Raw genomic sequence first — 22,624 nt, forward strand, 5'->3', positions numbered from 1 at the left:
GCAAGTTTATTCGCCTTTAAACGGAGCCGCTCCATACCATGGTGCTCTTGGCGGGAGGGTGTCAGAGGTCGAGCCGTCCACAAAAAACGCCATAAGCTTATTAGCTGCGATCTGGGACGCTTTAAAGAACGCGTCTTCAGTATTGGCTCCAATGTGCGGAGTCAAAACCACATTCGGGTATTTCAACAAATTTGAGTTTCTATGCAGGGGTTCTTTTTCAAACACATCCAGGCCCACAGAGCGCAGCCAGCCTTTTTCCAAGGCCTCGCACAGGTCGTTTTCATTGATCACAGAACCGCGCGAGGTGTTGATCAGAACAATACCGCGGTGGATGTATTCAAACTGCGAGCGGTTGAGCATATGCTCTGTTTCCAGAGTTTTTGGCACATGGAAGCTCAGAACATCGGCAGTCTTTAGAACCTCTTCATAGCTTAAGCGCGGAATATGCAGGCGTTCAAAGACTTCGTCTTCTTGGTACGGATCGTAAGCCACCACATTCATGCCGAAGGCCTGTGCCAGCTCCGCCACGCGGGAGCCAATGCGGCCCAATCCGACGATGCCATAAGTGCGTCCGGTCAGTTCCATACCTGTGATCAGATCGCGGTTCCAGTCGCCGGCTTTGACCATCTTACTGGCCTGAGCAATGTTGTTCACACAACTGAGAACCAGCCCCCACGTCAACTGGGCCGCGGATTCAATATTTGCGGTTGGGGTGTGCATCACAGTGACGCCCCACTTTTGGGTCGCATCCAAATCAATGTGATCAAAGCCACTGGTGCAAGTGACGATCAATTGCAACTGCCGTGCTTTTTGCAGCAGTTCTTCATTGATTTTCGTGCGACTGCGGATGATCAGGGCATGAGCGCTGACCAAATGCTCCAGTGGAAGATGTTGAGGGTTGTCGCTGCGGACCACTTCAAAGTGACTGTGCTGCTGCAAGTACAAGTAACTGTCGTGTGCAAATCGGTCCGTGATCAGAATCTTTTTCTTCATGGATTTTGCTCCAGCCAGTTCTTAGCTTCTGTCGCGATGTTGGAGATATGCTCCAGTGACATAAAGTCGGGATCAAAGTGGCGCAATGTATGCCCCAGACATTCAATCAGGCGCACCATCTCGAAGTCCTGGATGTAGCCCATGTGGCCGACGCGAATGATTTTTCCTTTGGCCTGATCCTGGCCACCCATGACGGTGATGTTGTGGATTTCTTCCAGGTGCAGGCGGATTTTCTGTCCGTCCATTTGCGGTGGCACCGTCAAAGCCGTAACAGAATCGCTCGGGGAATGGGCGTACAAAGTGAAACCCAGCTTCTGCGTGAAGTGACGGGTGAATTCAGCTCTGCGATGAATGTCGTGGAAAAGTTTTTCCAACCCTTGTTTAGTAATCAAGGACAGCACCACGTCCAGCGCGCGGATGATCGCCACGTTGGAGGAAAAGAAGGTTTCTCCGTTGGAGTTGGCTTTTTTCTCTTTACGGATATCGAAGTAATATCTTGAACATTTGGCGTCGGGGATAAACTTCCAGGCTTTTTTCGAGAAGGACACAAACGCCATTCCCGTGGGCAGCATAAACGCTTTTTGTGAGCCCGCGACAAGGCCGTCGATACCCCAGGCATCCATCGGAAGGGGGTACGCCCCCAAGGCAGTGATCGCATCGACCAAAAGCAATGTGTCGGGGTAGTTTTTTGTCAGTGCCGCAAGGGCCTCAATCGGATGGGCAACACCGGTGCTGGTTTCGCAGGCCTGGCAAAGAACAGCGCGAGTGTCGGGATTTTGTTTTAATAGATCTTCGATGTCCGAAACTTTGACGGCCTCGCCCCACGCGACGTTGTGAATGATGACGTTGGCACCGAAGTATTGAGCCATATCGGCCCAGCGCTCGCCGAATTTGCCTGAAACGACGGCGATGACCTTGTCACCCGGCGAAAGTGTGTTTACCAATAAAGCCTCCATCCCGCCAGAGCCAGTGGAGGTCAGAAGAAAGACATCTTGATCCGTCTGAAAAACAACCTTGATGTCTGCTAAAACTTTTTTCAGGATCTTATCGAATTCCGGCGTGCGGTGGTGGATCATGGGAAGTGCCAGAGCTTTGCGCACCTCAGGATGAATATTCACAGGCCCCGGAGCTAACAAACTGTAATCGTCATGAGAAGTTGTCATTTTTCTTCCTTGATTCCTTGCTAATTTTATACTCAACTGGGCCCGTGGACGCAATATTTAAAGCTTTTCGCATCACTCTGATCTTGTCGCTGTTTCTCTCAGGATGTGCCTATCGTTTGGGCTCTGGCACACGCAGTATTCCGGGGGGTTACAAGCAGATTTCGGTGCCGATTTTTAAGAACAAAACACAAGAGACGGGGATCGAAGTGGCCTTCACCAATTCCCTGATTCAAGAGTTTCAGCGTTCCCGCATTGCCCGAATTGTGGACAATTCTCTTTCCGAAGTGGCGGTGATTGGCCAAATCGACACTGTCCAGTATCTGCCGGGGGCCAAACGTGTGGCCGGGGACTCTTCGGCGCCTTATCTTCCTAATGGAACTGTTATTGCCTCAGAATACCGCATTTTGTTGACGGTGACTGTTAAAGTTGTGCGTCAGGCAGATGGCACAGAATTGTGGAGTGGGTCCTTTAGCGGAGAAAGAACATACGCAGCTCCGCAAGTAACGCTGGCCGGTGTTAACTCTGTGAATCCTCTTTACAATCTTTCTGCGCGGAGGCAAAACATTGACCTCATGGCATTCGACATCATGGCTGAAGCCCATGATCGTATCACCGAGAATTTTTAAATCGGTATAGCTTAAAAAGGGACAACAGTGGCACTCATCGATGCGCAGAAATTCTATCGTGATCTTGAAAAAGGTCAGACTGCGCCCTTGTATTTTCTTTTCGGTGAAGAACCTTATCTGTTGAATCAATCCGTTGAACGCTTCAAGTACGCCGTTCTTACCGAAGGCGCTGTGGATTTCAATTACAGCCTTTTCTATGCCAGTGATGCCGACGTGGTGGCGGTGCGGGATGCTGTTGAAACTCTGCCGATGATGGCAGCGCGCCGTCTGGTGATCTTAAAAGAAGCGCAAGAACTGACCGACAAAGAATGGGCCGAGCTGGAGCCGCTCTTTGAATCCCCGGTGGATAGCACCGTCTTTGTGATTCTGGCTTCGCGCGTGGATAAGCGTAAAAAACAGATCCGCCTGCTTTTGGATAAAGCTGACTGTGTAGAGTTCAAAAAACCTTACGAAAATCAGATTCCATCCTGGATCAACTACATCGCTCAGTCCCTGGGACTGACGATCAGCAATGATGCTATTTTACTTTTGCATAAGCTCGTGGGGCATCATCTGACCGAAATTGAAGGCGAGCTGAAAAAGCTCGGTGAATACGTCGGTGAACGCCGTATCGAGATGGCAGATGTGGCCCAGGCCGTGTCCCGGTCCAAGGAAGAAAACGTTTTTGATTTCACCAAAGCCATTGGCGAAAACGACCGTGTGAAGGCGTTGGAGCTTTTGGTTCATTTGCTGGATCAGGGGCAGAACGAGATCGGGATCGTGTCTTTGGTGGCCCGTCACGTGCGTATTTTGCTGACTCTGAAAAGAGGCATGGAAGAAGGTCTGCACGGGGCGAAGCTGGCTCACTATGCCCAGGTGCCACCTTATTTCTTGGAAAGCTATCTGGATCAGGCCCGACTTTGGACTGCCAAGAAGCTAGAACAAACCCTGGTGGTTTTGGCTGATACGGACAAGGCTTTGAAGTCCTCACCATTGTCCAGTCACATCTGGTTGGAAAACCTGGTGCTGAAGACCTGTGGCAACCAATACGCTGCGATTTAAGAAGTCCCCCAAAAAGACCGATAAGTGCCTTGATGAACAAGGCTGTCACGAATTCTCCATTTGAAGATAAAGGCTATTTCCGTCGCCAGTATCCGCGCCGTGCGATGAAACGCAAGGTGGGTATTCTGTGCGATGGGACGTACTTTGTCTGTGATTCCGGGGAAATCGGTGAAGGGGGCATGTCCATCTTGTCCGATTATGTGCTGACCGAAGGCCATGAACTGGTTGTCAGCTTCCAGGTGCCGGGTGGGGACTTTGTTTTCCTTCGCGGGACCGTTCGATCAACGCAAAAAAAAGAGGGTGACCCAAGAGTCACCCACGGATTGAGTTTTAATCAAATTGCGTTTTCCACAAAAAGACAGATTCGCGCCTTTGTATCCGCGCGAACTCAAAACGAATCTTTTAACTAAGATTGCCAAAAAAAAGACCGAATTCTTCGTTGCTCGTCGTCGGCATACGGTCAGTATGCGTCTTCCTTGCGCCTCGATTTCGGTCGTTTTTATACGTAATTGAAACTACTTAGTTGCAGAAGCGCGAGTAGAAAGACGGCTGATCTTGCGGGATGCAGTTTCTTTCTTGATAACGCCAGTTTTAGCAGCTTTCATTACTTGAGAAGAGAAGTTCTTCAACAACTCAGGAAGAGCTTTCAGATCTTTAGCTTCGATAGCTTTAACAAGTTTTTTCTCAGCTGTTTTTACAGTGCTTTTACGAGCGTTGTTAACAGCAGTTTTACGGATAGACTGACGAGCTCTTTTTGCTGCAGACTTATGATTTGCCAAGGGATAACCTCCACAGTAACTTTTATAGACGAACCAAAGGGATTAACATAGGGTGTCTCACGAAGCAAGTGGATTAAAAGAAGATCGAAAAAAGGTCCTCAAAAGGGCTTTTTCTATGGCATCCGGTACCTTAACGAGCCGCATCTTGGGGCTTTTTCGGGATATCGCGCTGGGGGCTCTCTTTGATCGGGCCGTCACCGATGCGTGGACCGCGGCCTTCCGTGTGCCCAATCTGTTCCGCCGTCTTTTGGGGGAAGGCTCCCTGTCTGTGAGTTTTATTCCCGTTTTTATGCAGGCTCAAGCGGAAGACTCCACCGGTGTTCGGGGGCGCAATCTGGTCAATTCGATCTATTCCCTGCTTTTGATTGTTCTGGGGGTTGTGACCCTGCTGGGGATTGTCTATATCGAGCCGCTGTTCCGGCTGCTTTTGGCAGATGACTATGTCCTGTCCGCCGAAAAGTGGGAGCTCACCCTGCGTATGGGGCGGATCATGTTTGGGTTCGTCTTCTTTGTCTGCACCTATGCTTTCTATATGGGGATTTTGAACGCCCTTGGCAGTTTCGGACTGCCGGCCCTGGCTCCAGCGCTATTAAACGTCTCTATGCTGGTGTTCACCTTTATGCCGCCGCAGTGGTTTGCCGTCCACGGGGACGGCTTGGCGTGGGGTGTACTGATCGGGGGGCTGTTGCAGGCGCTGCTCTTGGCGGTGGCTTTAAAACAGCGAAACTATCTGCCGCGATTGCAGACGACGCTCTGGACGCCGGAAGTAAAAGCCGTGGTGCGAGGAATGCTGCCGGGTCTGATCGGCATGGGGCTTTTGCAGTTTTCAACTTTGGTGAACCTGTACTTTGCAAGCTCGCTGCCGCAGGGTTCGATTTCCTATATTTACTGGGCCGACCGTTTGCTGGAACTTCCCCTTTCGTTGATTTCAGTCAGTATCGGGGCCGCGCTGTTGCCGACCTTGAGTGATTTTGCCAACCGGGGACTGAAAGAAAAATTTCAGCAAACCGCGGAAGAGAGTTTCCTGATGAATCTGTTCCTGGCGTGGCCAGCGGCGCTGGGACTTTATATTTTGGCCGAGCCGATCATTGAGGCTCTTTTTCTGCGTGGCAAATTCACGGTGCAGGACGTGAAAATGACCGCCTTGATCTTGCGTGTTTATGCCGTCAGTTTGTTGCTGGTGTCCTGCAGCCGGGTTTTGATGCCGCTTTATTATGCGGTAAAAAACACGAAAGTTCCCATGGTGCTGGCCTTGGTTTCTTTGGTGGCGCATGTGTCTTTGGCGCCGCTGCTGATGCGACTGTGGGGGCTTGAGGGGCTGATGATTTCGGGTGTGGTGGCCGCGTTTATAAATGCCGTATTGCTGATGGTCCTTCTGAAAAAGTACTCTCCGGGAATCCGGCTTTCCGTGCTGCTTCGTCCGGCAATGAAGTTTGTGCTGGCAGGGGCGGGGATGGTGATTTCTTTGCAGGCTTACGAGCTGCTGAGGGTCCAAACAGGAAGAGGGCTGCAAATGCTGGCCCTCTTTATCACAATCCTGTTGGCGGTTGTCGCCTATTTCGGTCTGGCTTACGTTTTGGGATGCGAACAGATTTCTAGAATCCGTCGGTCGTCCCCACCTTAGCTCTTTCATCGTCATCAAACGGGATAACTTCCTGGGATTCCTTTTTCTTCGCAGGGGCTGCGGCTTTCATTGGAATCACATTGCTTTTCTTGGCAGCAGGGGCCGGAGCCTTTTGCTTCTTCTCTGATGTCGATTTTTCTTTCGGAGCGGACGTGGCTTTGGCCACATCACTGGTGCCCATGATCACTTCATTGAGCTCCACGGTCAGATTTAAGGACGTTGTCGCCAGGTTGTTGATCTCACCACTGGTGGCAGCGATCTCTTCAGCGGAAGCGGCATTGCTTTGTGCGGCCTGATCCAACTGGTTCATGGCTTTGCCGATTTGCTGGATTCCGGTGGTCTGCTCAGAACTTGCGGCGGCGATTTCGTTGTTCAGATCCGCCACTTTCTTGATCGAGTTCACAATGTTGGTTAAAACGGCACCGGATTTGTCGGCGGTCGCGCTGCCTGCTTCAATCTGTGACACCGAATCTTTGATCAAAGAAGAGATGTCCTTGGCGGACGCCGCACTTCTTTGTGCCAAAGTTCTGACAGCTTCTGCCACCACGGCAAAACCTTTACCCTGTTCTCCGGCGCGAGCAGCCTCAACAGCCGCGTTCAACGCCAGCAAGTTGGTCTGGAAGGCGATATCATCGATCACATGAATGATCTCTTCGATCTTTTTGGAGGACTGGGAGATCGACGTCATGGAAGTGATCAGATTTTGAATCTCTTTTTCACCTTGTTCGGCCGAGTCCCGAGAGCTGGCGGACAAAGCCGCGGCCTGTTTTGCGTTGTCGGAATTCATTTGCACCATGGAAGTCATTTCTTCCAGCGCGGCTACAGTTTCTTCCAAAGAAGCGGCAGCTTCCGTCGAGGACTGGGACAAAGAGTTTCCGGCTTCATTTAGTTGCTCAACGGCAGAAGCCACTTGGCCACCGGCAGTCGTCAGGCGTTCAGCGACGGAACCCACGGCGCTTGAAATGCGCGCGGCAATCCACAGAAGCACAGCAAACACGATGACACCCGTGGCTGCAGAAACCAGATAGATCAGATTTTTGACATAGGCTTCCGTTGAATTTGCTTCAGCGACGCCATCTTTGGCCATCTTTGCATAGATGTCGGTGACGGCACTATTCCAGACACGGACGGCCTTTCCGATCTCAGAGTAACGGCCATCCAGTAGGACTTCGGCTTCCTTGACTTTGGCAGGGTCTGCGGAGCGGATCAAGGCGATGATCTTTTCCATCGAGGCGTAATATTCCGGGAATAGCGGTTTGGCCACTTGGTAGGCCTTGTCCTCTTCCGGTGTTCTTGGGATCGGGTCGTAGGTTTCCTGGGCCTTACGGAATTCCTCAAGACCTTCGGTGGCGGCCTTTAGATAGGACGTCAGTTTTTCAGGTTCATCGATGTGTTCCATCGCGGCCCAGGCACCGTATTGAAACTTATTGCGGGCCTGGCGCATTTCGCCAACCATATCAAAGGTGGGAATAACTTGTTCGTTGGCGACATCCAAGAGGTTGACGACGCTTGTGATTCCGTTGATGGCGATAGAGCCCAGAATTGCAAAGCCGATCATGGGCATGAAAGCAGCCATCAGGAGTTTTCCTTTAATACCTTTGAACCAACCTGATAGTTTAAAATCTGACATTTGTTGAGCCTCCGTATAATTCTTTATGGTTTTTTAACAGATAATCATTCGGAATTTGCAATAGTGCTTCGTAGTCCAGAATTTCTAATACGAGAAATGAGGTAAAAAACATAAAAAACCCCTCTTAAGTCGAGGGGTTGTTAATAAATCTTGATGTGTTTTTAAGACTAAAAACCGTCTGTTGTTCCAACCTTTGCACGGTCGTCTTCATCAAACGGAATCATGTCCTGGGAATCATTGCGGGGCGGGGAGGTCTTCATCGGGACCACATTGCTTTTTTTAGCAGCGGGTCTAGTGAGGGATGAGGCTGTTCGGACCGCTTTGGGGGGAGTCTTTGGAAGAGTTTCAGGTATTGTCGAGCCGGTGCCCAGGATGACGGCGTTGAGTTCCACCGTCAGGTTTTGATTGGTTGTTGCCAGGCTGTTGATCTCGCCACTGGTGGCGGCGATTTCTTCAGCGGAAGCCGCGTTGCTTTGAGCCGCTTGATCCAGCTGGTTCATAGCTTTACTGATCTGCTGAATACCGGTGGTTTGTTCCGAGCTGGCGGCGGCGATTTCGTTGTTCAGGTCAGACACTTTCTTGATGGAATTCACAATATTCGTCAAAACGGTGCCGCTCTTATCAGCGATCTCACTGCCAGCATCTATCTGAGAAACCGAGTCCTTGATCAAAGAGGAGATGTCTTTGGCCGACGCGGCACTTCGTTGCGCCAATGAGCGAACGGCCTCAGCCACCACGGCAAAACCTTTACCCTGTTCGCCAGCGCGTGCAGCTTCCACCGCCGCATTCAAGGCCAGAAGATTAGTCTGGAAGGCAATGTCGTCAATCACAGAGATGATTTCTTCGATCTTTTTGGATGACTGGGAAATTTCGGTCATGGACAAAATCAAAGATTGAATTTCTTTTTCCCCTTGTTCGGCCGAATCGCGGGAAGACGCAGACAGAGCCGCGGCCTGTTTGGCATTGTCAGAGTTCATCTGAACCATCGAACTCATTTCCTCAAGGGCTGCCACGGTTTCCTCCAAGGATGCGGCGGCCTCTGTAGAGGAGTGTGACAGGGCATTGCCGGCTTCGTTGAGCTGTTCAACAGCGGCCGCCACTTGTCCTCCGGCCTGTGAAAGGCGCGAAGCAATGGAGCTGACGGATGAAGAAATTCTTGCAGCGATCCAGAGCAAAATACCGAAAATCGCAAACGTGGAGGCCAGGGTCACCAGCATTGTCATAGTGTTTATTCGTGAAGAGGCCGCAAGGGCATCTTTTGCATCAGTAGCTGCGGCTTCGTTGTAGTAGGCCACGGAGGTTGCACTCATCTTGTGCATGATCGTGCCGAGTTCCCACAGACGCCCATCCATTTGGGCCTGCGCTTTTTCAAAGGCCTCGGGCGTGCCTTGACTGACCAGTTCGATATTTGCGTTAAGCAGCTTCAGGTACTCATCGCGCACCGCCTTGGCCGGTTCGAAGACTTTCTCCATTTCTGGAGTGAATGGGGTAGAGGCATAATCCTCAAAAGCCTTCTTGTATTGCTCAACTGCTTCGCGGGCAATCTTCAGGCGCTCTTCTCTTTTTTCCGCTGTCTTCATGCTCATGGCGGCAAAAAGCTGATAGCCGTAGGAATTGCGGGCTTGGCGTTGTTCTGCCAAAGCCTGCAGATTTGGAATGATGTTGGTGTGCGAGTTCTTCAGATAGGATTCGAATTCCTTCATCCCTGTGTGTGAGATGTAAAAGACGATTCCAAATCCAACAACCGGAAGCACCGCTGCTATTAACAGTTTACCTTTGATCCCTGTGAACCAGGAACTGATCCCCGTGTGATTCATGTGGTCCCTATGATTTTTAAATTGGTTAGGTTGCTTAATAAATACCAGCAGCATTTCGGTGCATATACTAGTGGGGTGGAGTCTAGATTATACGCAGGTGTGTAATGATTGGGGATCGAAGTCGGGTAAAAAGAAATGGGACCCTTCAGTTAAGAAGGAGTCCCTGGGTGGAATCAAAATGAACTCACGAATTTATTTTACTTCTGCCAAAGAGTTGTAACTGTCGCTGATCTTTTGCTGTCTTTCAACTTCTTTGCCCCAGCGCTTCACTTCGCCCTGATAGCCACGCTGTTTGGCTTTCCATTCGTTTTCTTCGCTGGCCAAGCTGCGCAGTTTTTGGTTTACCTGTTCGTTTTGTTCTTTCAGAGTACTTTGACGAGAGCTCCAGATTTTCTTTTCCTCACCGAGCTGATTCAGTTGCAGTTGATAGTCGCTGATGTTGAGTTCGCGTTTTTTCTGGTTCTCTTTGATTTTGGCAATCATAGCTTCCAGCTCTTGAATCTTCTGGTTTTCCTGATTCATTTTGTTTTGCTCATCCGCGATCAGGGCCTGGATTTCTTTCTCCTGGCCATTGACGCGGCTGATGGCCTGGTTGTTTTCTTCGGCTTGTTGCAAAACTTGCTTTTGCTGGCTTTCGACCTGGGCCTTGGCTTTACCCACTTCGGCCAGGTTGGAATCCACCGTTTTCAGATTCTTCTCATACTCCTGCAAATTGGCTTTGGAGTTGTTCAAATTTCCTTTGATTTTTTCCAGGCCTTCTTTGGCGGAGTTTTGTGCCGCCGCAGTTGTTGCCAGGCTCATCAATAGGCTAAAAGTTGTCAGTGCTTGAGTGAATTTCATCTTGAAAGTCCCTTTCTTATTGTTCAGACAAACCGGCTACATTGCCATCTTGAGCGCACACATTTTTCAGAGAGGAGCGGTAGTGACCCACCTCATCCTCCCAGATTTCGCCTTTAAATTTCCAGTTCAAACTCTTTTCCTTTTGAACCTTTAATTCAGGGCGTTCCTTTTCGTTGATTTCACCGCCGGCCATCTGATAGCGGATGTGCTCACCCGCGCCGGAGTAAAGCTCATACTGAAGGACATCGTTTTGATCCAGTACCTTGTCCAGACCCGCCAGCATTTCGCCAAAACGGTTGTGAAGAGCCTGGGACGCCTGGGCCCGCAGAACAGTTTTTTCCTTTTCGATGCGGGCTAAACCGGTTGCACGAAGATTTTTGATCGAGGTGCGGGCTTTCTTTGCGATGTGATACTGGATGCGGTAGCTTAACAGTTTTTGCTCGGCCTTTTGAATTCTGGCAATGTCACTGTCAGAGGGACTTTGGCCTTTAAGACCTTTTTTGGCCTCTGCAAGTTCTTTGTTGGCTTCGTTCTGACGAGCGATCAGATCGCGCTCTTTTTTGACCAAAGTCAAAGCGATGCGGTTGAATTTTACGATCTCATCCTCATAGGCGTTGATCTGCTTTTGCACGCTCATGTAAGCCGGATGTCGGGCCAGCTCTACAATAAATGAACGGGGCAGACCGTCGACTTCCTTCAGGTCTGAATTCTTGATCCAGCTTTTCACGGTCTCATAGTATGCAGAAGAATCCTTGTGAGACGCCTTGTAGTCCTCTAGCTTTTTCTTCCAGGGAGAGTACTTCTTTTTCATCTCGTTCAGCACCTGGACACCATCACCGTATTGACACAGATTCAAATAACCCACGGTGCGAACCACATAAGATTCAGGAGAGAAGGCGTTTTTAAAGAAGTCCGTGTGCAGCGAGAACATATTCCCGGCCGCACCTTCGTAGTCCTCGCCCAGAATCTGGGTCCACGCACTTTCCACCATGGCTTGCAACCACAGGGGATTGGATTTATCCACTTTCAGGTAGGATTGGAAGGCTTCCTTGTACTGGCTTTTCTGGAATTGCATCCGAGCCAGGGTCAACGCTCCCACAGAACGCAGTTGTGATGTTTTGTCGTTCTCGGTTGCTGCCATCAGTTTATCCAGATAGATTGTGGCCTCTTCGACTTTACCCTGACGATAGTTAAAGAGGGCGTTGAGCAGCAGAGCCTCAGGATAGCGCGGTGATTTTTCCCCGATAAAGATCAAAGCATCTTCCATCAGACCCAATTGGCCTTTGTCTGAATAGTACTTTGCGCGCGTGATCTGATAGTCGTCATTCTTGGTGACGTCCATGTCGTACTTGATGACCAAAGGATCAATCAAGGCGATATCAGAGGTCTCCAGAACGTTGATGTGCTGAACCAGGGCTTCTGTGGCTTTTTGCTGCCATTCCTTGGATTTGGTTTCCTGAGCCACCTGGATCATATACTGGCGGAATTCGGAGTTTAAACCCAGGCCCTTGGCAGTCATGGCGTAGTGGTACAAGGCTTCGATACGATGCTTCGGGTCCTCAATCAATTCAGAGAACAGACCCATGGCCAGTTCGTAGTTCTTCTGGATTTCCAGAAAGATCAACGCTTGCAAAAGTTTGTAGTCATTAGGCTGCAGGTCTTCAAGCTTTGTCAGTTGAACCAGAGGTTCCTGGGTGACGGGATCCATCACAGGATTTAGAACTTTGACATCCGGAATCTTTTTGAAGGCGTCCGCGCTGGTCAGGTTCTTTGCTGGCGCCACAACATCAGTATAAGGCTTCAGCACAAAGTTGATGACAGGCGGGGATTCGCGGCGGCGGGTTTCTTTCAGTGCCACTTCGCGAGAGGCGGGCAGGCGAAGTGGACTCAGCACTGCGGCTTCCACTTCACGTTCTTCCCCGACGTTAAGCAAAGGAATGTTTTTAACTTTGAAGACTTCCGTTTTGCCTTTGACGACACGCTTTTGATAGACATCAAAGGTTGGGACCAGACTGGATTTCACCTTCAGACTGGGGTCCGCAGAACGGCCGCTTTTTTTGACTTTCAGGGCAGGATCAGCAAAAGCTGAACTGCCCAGGAAAGAAAGTGCAATTAAAATACTTAGTGACTTACTCATAAATCCCCCCACCCTGGAGAAAATTAGTGCCAGTACGTGATACCAATCATCAGTGATGTATCGTTGATTGTTTCAGATCCCAGATCGCGAGCTCCGCCACTTGTCGTTGTTGTCCCGCCACCAGGTAAGTTGATGGTCGAATTGGGCGCATAGAACTTCATTTTATCCTGGCTGGACCAGGTGTTGATCAGATCTGCACGTATCGCGAAGTGCTCAGAGAAGAAGATCTGCTGGAACACTCCCAGTTTATAGGCGAATGTGTTCTTGCTGACATTACCTTCTTTCTGTGTGATCTCGTAGTCCAAGGTTCCTGCTCCAACGGATATCCCCATGTCGAAGTAGATGATGGCCTTGTCGACCACGCTCATTTTTGCATAGAAGGGGACCCAGATGCCCGAGACAAAATAAGAGGACTTAAAGATGTTATGGTCGGGCATGACGCCGTAAGTGTTGACGAACTGGCCTACGGCATCGTTGTCCTTCATGCTGGCGGAGTTGTAGCTCGCCTCCAGACCCCAGCGCTCATTGAAGAAATACCCCAGACTTGCGCTGGCGATAGTTCCCGTGCTGTAGGGGTCGTTAAAAGGAATGCCGGCGGCTCCGGTTAGATAGAAACGCTCGGCTTTGACGTAGCGGCGATTTTGCACGACGCTAAAGTCATCGTCTTTGGCTGCCCAGTATTTTTGCTCCAGTTTTTTGATGTCCAGCTTGTCGCTACCGCGTTGATCAGCTTTGCTGTCGGCCGCTTGTTGTGCGAATGCCTGAGATGCCGTCAAGATGAACATTACAATGGTCTTCTTCAACATGATAATTTACCCCCGCCTTAGTTTGTACTCTTGAATAAGAATGGATAAGTCACAAGCACGCGCGTTCCCCCCTGTGGAGCAGGAAACTTCCACGCGGCAACCCTATTCAATATACATCCCTCAACGGTTGCGTTCTTAAGTGTTGTGTCACCAATCAGTTGTTGTTCCACCTTTCCAGATGGTCCGATGGTGAATTTAACTGCGACCTTACCGAACAAGTCCGGTTTGGCACTCAGTTGTCTTTCGTAGCAATAAAGGATCTGACCCAGCTGGGACTTGATGTATTGAGCGATGATCTCGCGATCCAAACCGCCAATAATTTCACTTTCCTCTTCGATCAGACCGACGCCACCAGATCCGGTGCCGCCAGCCGCCAAGCCACCCATGCTGGAGGCACTTCCGCCACCACCACGACCAACAGTGGAAACCCCACCGCCAGATCCGGTGCCTTCACGACCCCAGTCACGACCTGAGCGTTCCATGCTGCCAACGGCTGCCAAGGCACGTCCGGATGCACCGCTGCCGGCTTTAACACCATTGGCGATGACCACGTTGCCGCTTTTTGCGGCCTGCGCGGAAACCTTTCCGATCAGTTGTGAAATACGGCCGCCAGAGATCGACTTCATCATCTGAGAAACCTTACTGCCGCCACCTGTAGGCATTTGTGCCTGCTTTTGACCGGCAGCTGCAGGAGCCTCTTTCACAACCACTTTTTGAGCAGGTGCGGATTCAGCTTTCTTACGCTTGGGTTTGATTTCAGTTTTTACAATAACTTTTTGTGCTGCCTTCGGTGGTGTTGCCACCACTTCAAGTTCCTGACTTTTTGGCGAGAAGATGCCAATTGTCACCAGAAGAAGAGCGGCACCAAGAACGACAAACACACCTTTTTTCGAGTCTTCATCGACCAGTTGATCTGTTGAAAGGCGAGCCATGCGGGCAGCGTCTTCCAGAGAGACGGTTCTTTGTTTGACCTCAAGGTCACCCACCATCTGCTTATGCCATTCCTGGGAAGGGACGCAAGTCACCGTAGTCGGTGTCAAAGCAGACAGAGGTTTGAACTTCTTATTCATCGGCAGAATTTTGGTTTCAAGCACCTGATCGTTTTGTTTGACGATGTAGAGCTGGAACTGTTTGCCGGCTTCACGTTGCTCGCGACCTGCCTGTTCCAGGCGCAGATAAAGATCTGCTTCCTTGGTCACCGGCGTGAAGTTCAGCACGCAGTCGCCAAGAGTCAGGGACTTTTCCTCGTCCAGACGCAAAGCAGGGGAGTTCTTGCCGGAAGCGCTGGAGTTCATATCGAGATCGACATACCACCAGGCACCATCACGGAATTCAAACATGCCCTGGATGCCCTTGGAGTCCGGAGCGATGGAAATAACATCGGCCAGACGGGAGGACCCGAAGGTATGTGCTTTATTGTTGGATCTTAACTTCCAGGTTTTTGCAGTCCCATCTTTCAGGGATTGACGTACAATCAACGTGAGCATGTGACACCTCATGAAATCTAATTATTTAGATAGAGAGCTGATTCGCGGATACGGCCATCCATATCTTTTTGCACATCGTAAAGAGGCATGAATTTGATACCTCTTTTTTGTACTAGATAGGCGCCGTCAGGGTTGCGAATCGTCCCCTTAAGGTTCATGTCACCGAAATTGACTTCCTGGACTTTACGGACTGTTCTTTGTTTGGCAAAGCCAGTCGATGTTCCCAGAAGAATGAAAGCGACCATCGCTGTGATGATAGTTTTCACTTGTACCCTCCATACTACAAGTCTCCCGAGATAACGTGCTGACCGACTTTGTTTTGATTTTTCAAATACTGTATCTTCTTACCCAACCAGTCGCGCATTTCCAATTGCTGACTGGCTTTAAGTGCCTTTTCGTAGGAATCCAGCGCAAGCGTTGGACTGCCTTTGTAAGTCTCGAACAAGTGAGCCTGCTGCAAGAGGAAGTCGACATTGTCTTTCTTGCGACTAAGAAGGTCTTTCACCACACTCAGCGCTTTCTCGACTTCACCCTTCTGAGCGTATGCTTCACTCATCACGGTTCCTACATTCAAAGTATACAATTGTTCTTTCGGCATTGCAGAGAAATTTTCAAGGGCTTTCGTAAAATCTCCCTCTGAGAAAGCCTTCACTGCAGCGAAAGTTTTCATTTCCGTCGAAGCCATTTGCATGTCTAAAACTTTATCGAAAAATGGCATCGCGGAATTCATACCGTCTTCCTTGTAAAGCAGACGGGCTTTTTGATAGACGTAAGGCGATGCTTCGGGTTGCGTCTTCAAAGCGGCTTCCACCATCCACAAAGCTTTGTCATTGAAACCCCGAGCTTCGGAACCAACGCTGGCATAGAACAGACCCAGGGCGCGCGAGTCTTTGTTTTTGGCAAGCTCAAGACCCAGTTTTTCAACCATTTCGTACTGTCTAGAATAATAACAATTTCCCGCAACTTCAGTGACGTTGAGATTGGCCAGTTGCCCAGTCATGATTGCGCTTTTGTTGCAGGCTTTCGGTGTGCGGGTCTCAAAGCGAGACACCTTGCCGATCGTCATGTCTGTCGATTCCGGCAGGAAAACCGCCATTTTGTCAGGCGCAGGGTACTGCACTTGCGGTGGCACCGTCTGATCCACGCGAATGGCGGCAAAGCTGCGTTCACTGGAAGATGTTTGTCCTTTGGAGGCCGCCAGAACTTTCAACTTCGCTTCATTATCATTCTTCTTGTCCTGAATCGGAGTCGTCAGTTTTGCGATTTCAGCGCGCAGGGCTTCCTGATCCTGTGGAGTCAAAGACGCTGGCAGCGGCATTGTTGTCAGACTGTCGATGAAGTTCGCATAACAGCGGTCAATGCCGCGCATGGCTTCAAGTTGCTGGAACGGATCCTTCGACATTTTCAAAGTGGTGTAGTAAGCCGTGTGAGCTTTGTCGAGCTTTTCGGTCTTCATTGCCAGAACCAGAGCGAATTTTTCTTCGCGAGCCTTGACACTTTGGCTGACCAGCTCTTTTTCCAGAATGCGTGCCTGGATCAGGCGGGCCTCCGCGCGAATTTCAGGGGCTACATTGCGTCCGTTGGCTTTCATTGCCAGATCGAAAGCAGCAGTGCTCTTGCCAGAGTCCAGAAGTGATTTGGCGCGATCAATCATGATCTGGGTTGTGAACGGCTCTATGCCTTTAGCCAGAATCTGATTCTGCAGTTTCTCAAGTTCAGTCGAGCGTGGTTCGTTCTTATAGGAATCCAGCAGCTTGCCATAGATTCTTTCCAGAGTCTTGTTGTCAGCCCCGGCTAGAATTCCGTGGTAGGCAGCTCGTGCCTCCTTGGTCTTCTTTTCCAACAGGTAGATATCGGCTGCAAGCTCCAGGTGGGCGTTGCGGCCCTTCTTGTCCAGATCGGCAACTTTGACCAGCGTTTCAGCTGATTTTGAAATTTGGCCGACGTCGGCATAAGCTTTGGCCGCTTCTTTTAAGGCATCCAGATTACGTTTGTCGTCTGGGTACTTCTGCACAAACTTAAGGGACAGTTCTGCTGCCTCAAAGACTTTTCCTTCGGTGTATTGCAAGCTTAAAGCCTGCCACAAAGCATCCTGGGAAAGTTTTGAGCCTTCGTGTTCTTTGGCGAACGCAATCAACTTGTCAGAAGCTTGATTCTTGTCGCCGGTTTTGGCGAATTCCTGAATCTCTGTGAAGTGAGCCTCTTCCATGATTTTGTTCATGTTCTTCTTGCGGCTTTCGTCAGAGCTGGAGGTCAGGACTTTCTTGGAGAAGGCCTTAATTCCTGCATAGTCTTTGCGGATGTTCAGAATGTCCAGGATCAAGTCTTCAGACTTACGTTTGATGTCAGCATTCTCGCTGCCTTTCAAGGACGCCAGCGGAGTCAGCCACTTTTCAGCCTCTGGATAGTTGGACTCTTCATAGGCGATATGGCCCATTTTGAATTTGACCAAAGTGGCGAATTTGCCATTGGCATGTTTGGCCAGGTAGTTGGCAGCCAGCTCTTTGCGTTCAGCTTCCTTGAGAGCATCTTTTTTCTTTTCGATGCTTTTCTCTTTGGAATAAAGAGCGGCATAGTTGGCGTCATGGCGCAGTGGTTCCTCGGAAGACTTGTCGCCCACCATTTTGTATTGGGTGCTGGCTTCGTCAAATTTTTCCAGTTGGAACAGAAGCTCCGCGTAAGCAAAGCGAGTTTTGAGATCCGGTTTGGCGGGATCTTCATTTTCAAGAATCAATTTGAACAAGCGCTGTGTCAGGTCAGAGAACGCGACATTTTGTTTGTTCTTCAGCCAGATTTCCCACCATTTTTTCGCCATATCCAGACTGGTGCGACGGAAGCCTTCCACGCAAGAGGCTTCTACGACTTCCACTTTTTGCAGCCCTCTCCAGGCCGAGTCGGCTTTACAAAGGTCACTGGCATATTGAAGATGGTCGATCACCTTATCACGTTTTTTCAGAGTTTCATTGGCATCCACCAGGAACAGGTGAGAGCGCACCACATCCGGTCCGGAAGAGCGTTTGTCGATATATTCTTCCAGGAAGATGTTCATCTCTTTTTGACGGCTGTGGGACTCATAGAGTTTTGCCAAATCAATCATGGACTGACCCAGCTCATCTTCCGTGGCGATGTCTTCAAAGAAAGAATAAAGTTTGTTGGCAGGGTAGGTGTCGCCAATAAAGATGGTCAGATCGCGCATGGCCTCGCGGCGCAAGTTGTGGCGGTTGGTAGGAACCTCGCCCTCTTGCAGCGGAGGGTTGGTTTTTACGACCTGAACCAGTTTTTTGATGCCGTTTTCACTGTCGCGCATATTGTAATAAGCCCAAGCGGCTTTATACATGCCGTAGGAATAAACACGGCTGTTTGGGAATTTTTCCACGCGCAGGAAATGTTCCAGAGCCTGTTCGAACTTGCCCTGGTCATATAGCAACTCACCGACGGCCAAAGTACCGTCGGGAATCAGGGGGGACTTGGGGAATTGAGTCAAAAGTTTGTGATATAAAATTTCTGAAACTTTAAACTGACCAATCTGCTGATTGGCAAAAGCATTGTTGAAAAAGACCGCGTCCATCTGTTTGAATTTCGGGAATTCCATTTCAATTTTTGTATAGATCTTGATGGCGCGTTTGATCGCCTCAGCCCCACGTTCGTTGGGGACTGGAAACGGCGAAAGCTTCATCAGAGGTGTGTTCTGATGAAGATCAAAGAATCGGCCCGATTTGGAGCGACGCATGTAAAGCTCTGCCAGTCGGTACCACAGATCGGCTTCGTTGGCAGCGCCCTTGTTCTTTTTGATGATTGTTTGCAGGGACTCAATAGCTCTGTTTTCAGAGCGAGTGATCATGATCTCGCTGCTGAAGGCTTTTTTTTCATTTTCGCTTTCGCTGCCGTTGTCCATGCGAACTTCAGGCAAAAGCCCTTTGGCATTTTTGTCAGCCGCGAAGCAGTACAATGAAAACAGATGAAATGCAAGAAGCAGAACTACTGTGCGAATCATAAACTTATTCTCCGACCATGGTAACAAGTTTCAACTGAGGAAAGCCTGCCATGGATGCCGTATACATGACTTTTCTCAGAGTGGCGTAAGGAAGATCCTTGTCCGCCTGCAGAAGGATTCGTCCTTCTTTTACGTGGGCCTTGTCCTTTTGATCCTCAGACTTGGCAATTCTATCCAGTTCCTGGAACAGGGGCTTGATGAAGTTGGTGTCCTTGTCCTCAAGATCCTGTGGCAGGAAATCCGCATTTTTGACATCGGCTATTTTGGTTTCATCCATTTTCAAAGCAGAGCCACTCAGGGAAAGCTTGATGGCTTCTGTGGCGTTGGTCATTGATGCAGATGAAGGCAAGCGAATCTCTTTATCCGGATTCAGCTGAACCTCGGATGTTGAGTAGCTTTGCAGCAGGAACACCAGCATGATGGTGAACATGTCGGTCATGGATGTGATATTCAAGCCAAATGTGGAGTTCTTTTTTGTTGTGGGTTCGTATCTACGACGACGTGACATGTGTTAGCCCTCCATGGTGTTCGCAAAGACAATCTCTGGGAACATATAGTTTGTTTCCACGTTCTTGCCTTGTTTGGTGTCAAAGACCGGGAACTTGGTCTTGGCATCGCGGGCCTGACGGGCCTCATCCATGATTTTTACAATGACGTCGTAAGGCACCTTGCCATCGGGACTGAGTTCAATTTTGAAGACTTCAGGATGTGCTTTCTTGATGTCGACCAGTTTGTTGTGCAGCCCTTGAAGATCGTAGGCGCCATCTTTCATTGCGATGGTTTCTACTTTCTCCTGGCCTTTTTCCGTTACGACAATGCGGATGGCTTGTGGATCGACTTCCAGCGCCACGTTCGTGGGTGTTTTCTGGTCTTCCTGGCGCTGAATGGCTTCGCTGACAACCTGAGGAAGTTCAGTTTCAATCACCATCATCTGCACAAAGGCAGAAGAAACCAGAAGGACCGGTACCAACTTAACCATCACGGCCAGCAGCGGAGCCAAATCCAGTTCGAACTCGCTGTTATGATCTACTTTAATCTTGCGTGCGCGTCTCATGTTTTATCCCATCCTTAGTTAAATAAGGTCCACCACTTCGGGAAAGGTCTCTGTTAAGAGACCTTTTGACCTGGAGACGGAGGAGTCACTGTCGGAGCCGTAATGTGATCAGGGAACACATTCTGGCGAGTCAGGTTCGGGATATGGGCGCTGGTCAGAAGTTCTGTCAGTTTGGATGTCTTTTCGGAGATTTCTTCAATCAGCTGATTCTGACGAGCGGTTAGGAACGAGAAGAACACCATCGCGGGGATCGCCACGGCCAGACCCAATGCTGTTGTATACATGGATACGGAGATACCGTGGGCCAGCAAAGCCTGTTTCTGTGCGGGATCGGCTGTTGCCACCGCTTGGAACGACAAGATCAGACCGTGGATCGTTCCCAGAAGACCCATCAATGTTGCCACGTTGGCCAACATGGAAAGGTAGTGCAGGCGTTTGGTGTACAAAGGCACATTTTCACTCAAGGCGATATCATGTGCCTGGAAGATGGTGTCGTCATCGCGATCGGCTTTTTCCAAAATGGTTTTGAAAGCGGATGCAAGTGGCTTCTTTTCAAGTTGAGCGCACAGCAGAAGTGCCTCATCCAGTTTTTTAGCCAAAACCAGATTCTGTACTTTGCCCATGAACTCATCGACGTTCATGCCGTAGTCTTTGTAAAGAGCTTTAGCTCGCTCGGCGACAAGGACCAATGAACCGATCCCCACGAGCAGGATGCACCAACCGACGAAGCCGGAATCATTCATGAAGTTTAAGAATGCCATTTGTTTCCTCCTTGGAAACGCCACCGCGTGTCCATTTAGTTAGTTGAGCCATACCGATTTCTTGCACTGAGAGGAAACGAACAGCGTAATGCAAACCGGATTTTACGTTGAGTCTTTGCTTTGAGTAGTTCTTGCGAATAACTTCACAAAGCGCGTTGAAGGTCTGAGGGTTTTCCTCAGATGTTCTAAAGTTGAGTAAGATCTTTTGGCCGGGCAGAAGCAGGGGATCGTTCAGCAGAACCAGGGCCCCGTTTTCACTCACACTTAAAGTGTGGCCGTCAAAGAAGTTGTGATCATTGTGGGCGTAGACCGGGATGATCAGATCCACGCGCGGGCATTTGCGGTCTTTGAAGGAACCCGCCAAATGGTCTTTGGTTTCGATCAGTCTGCACAGGCGGTCTTTGGAAAACTCCTGAAGATCGCCCAGCAGGGTCCAGTTTTCCAGATGCGATGCCCAGACATAGTTGTAGTCATAGAGCTCGCCATTCTGGATCATCGTGATCAGTGATCTGTACTCGTAGGGACCGTATTTCATTTCCCCACGCAGTATATACCACTGCTGCTGATTAGTTGCTGTTTGTACCCCACCCATTACAACATCCTTTTACAGTTTGATCGACTTAGGATAGAAGTCGATTGTGATGTTAGCATCCGCTGCCGGCACCGAACTTCCATGGAAGGTGATGGTCAGATTGGATGCATCGTAAGTCCATCCGTTGACTGGATCATTAGGCACAGAAACTCCGTTGACTGTGATTGTGATCGTGTCTTCTTGCGGCTCACGATTCAGTTTAAAGACGCTGGAAAGCTGGATGATGGAGTCAGAGATGAGTTCCAGTGATTGGCCGAAGTTTGAACACAGGGAAGCCTTTACGCCACCGGTCAGGTTGGCCATCTCGATAAGGCGGTTGGCGATCTTGCGCTCTGTGAAGGTGTTGTTCAGGGATGTTTTGCAGGCATCATCGAGAATGGCGATTGTGTTCACGGAGTAGTTGCGGCTACCCACATACTGGTCCATGAAGTCCACATAGCTTTGCACCGTGTGAAGATTTGGATTGGAATAGCTTTCGCTAAACTGTGCAGAAGAGGAAGAGAAATCTTCTTCATCTGTTACCACGATTACGGCCAGGAAGGCCTCGGGACGGCGGAAGCCCAGGGTGTGGTTGTGCGCATCCAGCAGCGTTTCCTTGATGCTGGAAAGGGCGCGTTCGTCTCCGTTGCCATTGATGCCCTGCTTGGCATTGATGGCGAAGACATCAGAAAGGTTTGGAGTGTTCTTGTCCATTACGAACACGCCAGAGTGATTGGTGCCCGCACCGTCCTTGATGCGTGCAAGAGTTGAAGTGGAATCGAATTGTTTTCTCCAGGCCTCGGTTGTTGTGACGGCCATGTGGAAGTCATAGTTGTAGGTCTGGAAGCGACTGATGAAAGAGGCGAAGTTTTGAGTCAGGTTGTCTTGGGAAGTTGCCATGGAGCCGGAGTTGTCGATAACCCAAAGGATGTCGATCTGCTTGGGGATGAAGACGGCCTGCTGTTTGTAGTCAGCGCCATCATCCAGCAGGGAGTAGGAACCTGTGCCCTTACTGCATCCTGCAATTAGTGCCACAGCTGAAGCCATCATTGCTGCTTTGCTTGCCACTGTTTTTCTCATACGGTTATGCCCTCCTGAGCCCCACCACGCTACTTGATGGATTCAGTTTCGTTTAAAAGGACACAAAACTGAAATTTGCGATAACTGTGTGATTTTGTTTTTTTATTTTTAAGTGGTCTCAGTGTGAGACATGCTAAGTGTTTGAAAACAAAGGAAGTTATATAATCAATCACTTTCAAAAAAAAATTCTTGTGTCGAACCTCTCAACACTTTGTGAGGCT

The 22,624-nt window shown here is 49.7% G+C and carries 20 protein-coding genes; 4 read left to right on the forward strand and 16 right to left on the reverse strand.

The features are described 5' to 3' along the window. Positions 1-6: 6 nt before the first annotated feature. Together ACZ50P_RS06480 and ACZ50P_RS06485 are read right to left on the reverse strand one after the other, a co-directional pair. Positions 7-993, reverse strand: coding sequence for a D-2-hydroxyacid dehydrogenase (locus ACZ50P_RS06480; protein WP_464134429.1), 987 nt, complete (start codon positions 991-993; stop codon positions 7-9). Beyond that, positions 990-2,156, reverse strand: coding sequence for a pyridoxal-phosphate-dependent aminotransferase family protein (locus ACZ50P_RS06485; RefSeq protein WP_464134430.1), 1,167 nt, complete (start codon positions 2,154-2,156; stop codon positions 990-992). The genes ACZ50P_RS06480 and ACZ50P_RS06485 overlap by 4 nt, the downstream gene beginning before the upstream one ends. A 44-nt stretch (positions 2,157-2,200) precedes the next feature. Here ACZ50P_RS06485 and ACZ50P_RS06490 point away from each other — a divergent pair, with 44 nt between their 5' ends. Genes ACZ50P_RS06490 through ACZ50P_RS06500 form a run of 3 tightly spaced genes read left to right on the forward strand, consistent with a single transcriptional unit; the run spans position 2,201 to position 4,233 of the window. Beyond that, the gene (locus ACZ50P_RS06490; protein ID WP_464117374.1) at positions 2,201-2,782 is read left to right on the forward strand and encodes an LptE family protein; all 582 of its coding nucleotides are present in this window, start codon (positions 2,201-2,203) and stop codon (positions 2,780-2,782) included. A gap of 27 nt (positions 2,783-2,809) precedes the next feature. Further along, entirely contained in the window at positions 2,810-3,823 is a 1,014-nt protein-coding gene (holA, locus tag ACZ50P_RS06495) for a DNA polymerase III subunit delta (protein ID WP_464117372.1), read from the forward strand. Between the two features lie 32 nt (positions 3,824-3,855). Beyond that, positions 3,856-4,233: a PilZ domain-containing protein gene (locus ACZ50P_RS06500; protein ID WP_464117370.1), complete on the forward strand. Its 378-nt coding sequence runs from the start codon at positions 3,856-3,858 to the stop codon at positions 4,231-4,233. A gap of 105 nt (positions 4,234-4,338) precedes the next feature. Here ACZ50P_RS06500 and rpsT read toward each other — a convergent pair whose 3' ends face one another. Further along, the gene (gene rpsT / locus ACZ50P_RS06505) at positions 4,339-4,602 is read right to left on the reverse strand and encodes a 30S ribosomal protein S20 (protein ID WP_011163955.1); all 264 of its coding nucleotides are present in this window, start codon (positions 4,600-4,602) and stop codon (positions 4,339-4,341) included. 115 nt (positions 4,603-4,717) lie between these two features. Between rpsT and murJ the strand changes: the two genes are divergently transcribed. Further along, on the forward strand, positions 4,718-6,226 hold the full coding sequence (murJ, locus tag ACZ50P_RS06510; RefSeq protein WP_464134433.1) for a murein biosynthesis integral membrane protein MurJ: 1,509 nt from the start codon (positions 4,718-4,720) through the stop codon (positions 6,224-6,226). Here murJ and ACZ50P_RS06515 read toward each other — a convergent pair. The 13 genes from ACZ50P_RS06515 to ACZ50P_RS06575 all read right to left on the reverse strand — a co-directional run bounded on the left by ACZ50P_RS06515 (position 6,198) and on the right by ACZ50P_RS06575 (position 22,403). Next, the gene (locus tag ACZ50P_RS06515) at positions 6,198-7,856 is read right to left on the reverse strand and encodes a methyl-accepting chemotaxis protein (protein ID WP_464134434.1); all 1,659 of its coding nucleotides are present in this window, start codon (positions 7,854-7,856) and stop codon (positions 6,198-6,200) included. The genes murJ and ACZ50P_RS06515 overlap by 29 nt on opposite strands. Positions 7,857-8,023: 167 nt before the next feature. Continuing rightward, the gene (locus ACZ50P_RS06520; RefSeq protein ID WP_464134437.1) at positions 8,024-9,673 is read right to left on the reverse strand and encodes a HAMP domain-containing methyl-accepting chemotaxis protein; all 1,650 of its coding nucleotides are present in this window, start codon (positions 9,671-9,673) and stop codon (positions 8,024-8,026) included. Positions 9,674-9,865: 192 nt separating this feature from the next. Continuing rightward, the gene (locus ACZ50P_RS06525; RefSeq protein WP_464134438.1) at positions 9,866-10,513 is read right to left on the reverse strand and encodes a hypothetical protein; all 648 of its coding nucleotides are present in this window, start codon (positions 10,511-10,513) and stop codon (positions 9,866-9,868) included. 16 nt (positions 10,514-10,529) lie between these two features. After that, positions 10,530-12,650, reverse strand: coding sequence for a tetratricopeptide repeat protein (locus ACZ50P_RS06530; RefSeq protein ID WP_464134440.1), 2,121 nt, complete (start codon positions 12,648-12,650; stop codon positions 10,530-10,532). A gap of 23 nt (positions 12,651-12,673) precedes the next feature. Next, positions 12,674-13,456 carry an outer membrane beta-barrel domain-containing protein gene (locus tag ACZ50P_RS06535; protein ID WP_464134442.1) on the reverse strand — a complete coding sequence of 261 codons (783 nt, stop codon included), beginning with the start codon at positions 13,454-13,456 and terminating at the stop codon, positions 12,674-12,676. Between the two features lie 17 nt (positions 13,457-13,473). Further along, a complete protein-coding gene (locus ACZ50P_RS06540) occupies positions 13,474-14,943 on the reverse strand; it encodes an AgmX/PglI C-terminal domain-containing protein (RefSeq protein ID WP_464117360.1) in 1,470 nt (489 codons plus the stop codon). A gap of 17 nt (positions 14,944-14,960) precedes the next feature. Continuing rightward, positions 14,961-15,209, reverse strand: coding sequence for a hypothetical protein (locus ACZ50P_RS06545; protein WP_464117359.1), 249 nt, complete (start codon positions 15,207-15,209; stop codon positions 14,961-14,963). Between the two features lie 14 nt (positions 15,210-15,223). Next, complete coding sequence (locus ACZ50P_RS06550) at positions 15,224-18,937, reverse strand: tetratricopeptide repeat protein (protein ID WP_464134444.1); 3,714 nt, start codon at positions 18,935-18,937, stop codon at positions 15,224-15,226. 4 nt (positions 18,938-18,941) lie between these two features. After that, entirely contained in the window at positions 18,942-19,445 is a 504-nt protein-coding gene (locus ACZ50P_RS06555; RefSeq protein ID WP_464117357.1) for an ExbD/TolR family protein, read from the reverse strand. 3 nt (positions 19,446-19,448) lie between these two features. Beyond that, entirely contained in the window at positions 19,449-19,991 is a 543-nt protein-coding gene (locus ACZ50P_RS06560; RefSeq protein WP_464117356.1) for an ExbD/TolR family protein, read from the reverse strand. A 53-nt stretch (positions 19,992-20,044) separates the two neighbouring features. Then, a complete protein-coding gene (locus tag ACZ50P_RS06565) occupies positions 20,045-20,752 on the reverse strand; it encodes a MotA/TolQ/ExbB proton channel family protein (protein WP_464117354.1) in 708 nt (235 codons plus the stop codon). Beyond that, complete coding sequence (locus tag ACZ50P_RS06570; RefSeq protein ID WP_464134447.1) at positions 20,727-21,344, reverse strand: PilZ domain-containing protein; 618 nt, start codon at positions 21,342-21,344, stop codon at positions 20,727-20,729. Before ACZ50P_RS06570 ends, ACZ50P_RS06565 begins: the two co-directional genes overlap by 26 nt. Positions 21,345-21,356: 12 nt before the next feature. Further along, entirely contained in the window at positions 21,357-22,403 is a 1,047-nt protein-coding gene (locus ACZ50P_RS06575; protein WP_464134449.1) for a hypothetical protein, read from the reverse strand. Positions 22,404-22,624 lie beyond the last annotated feature (221 nt).

The sequence above is a fragment of the Bdellovibrio sp. CKG001 genome, from assembly GCF_055397465.1.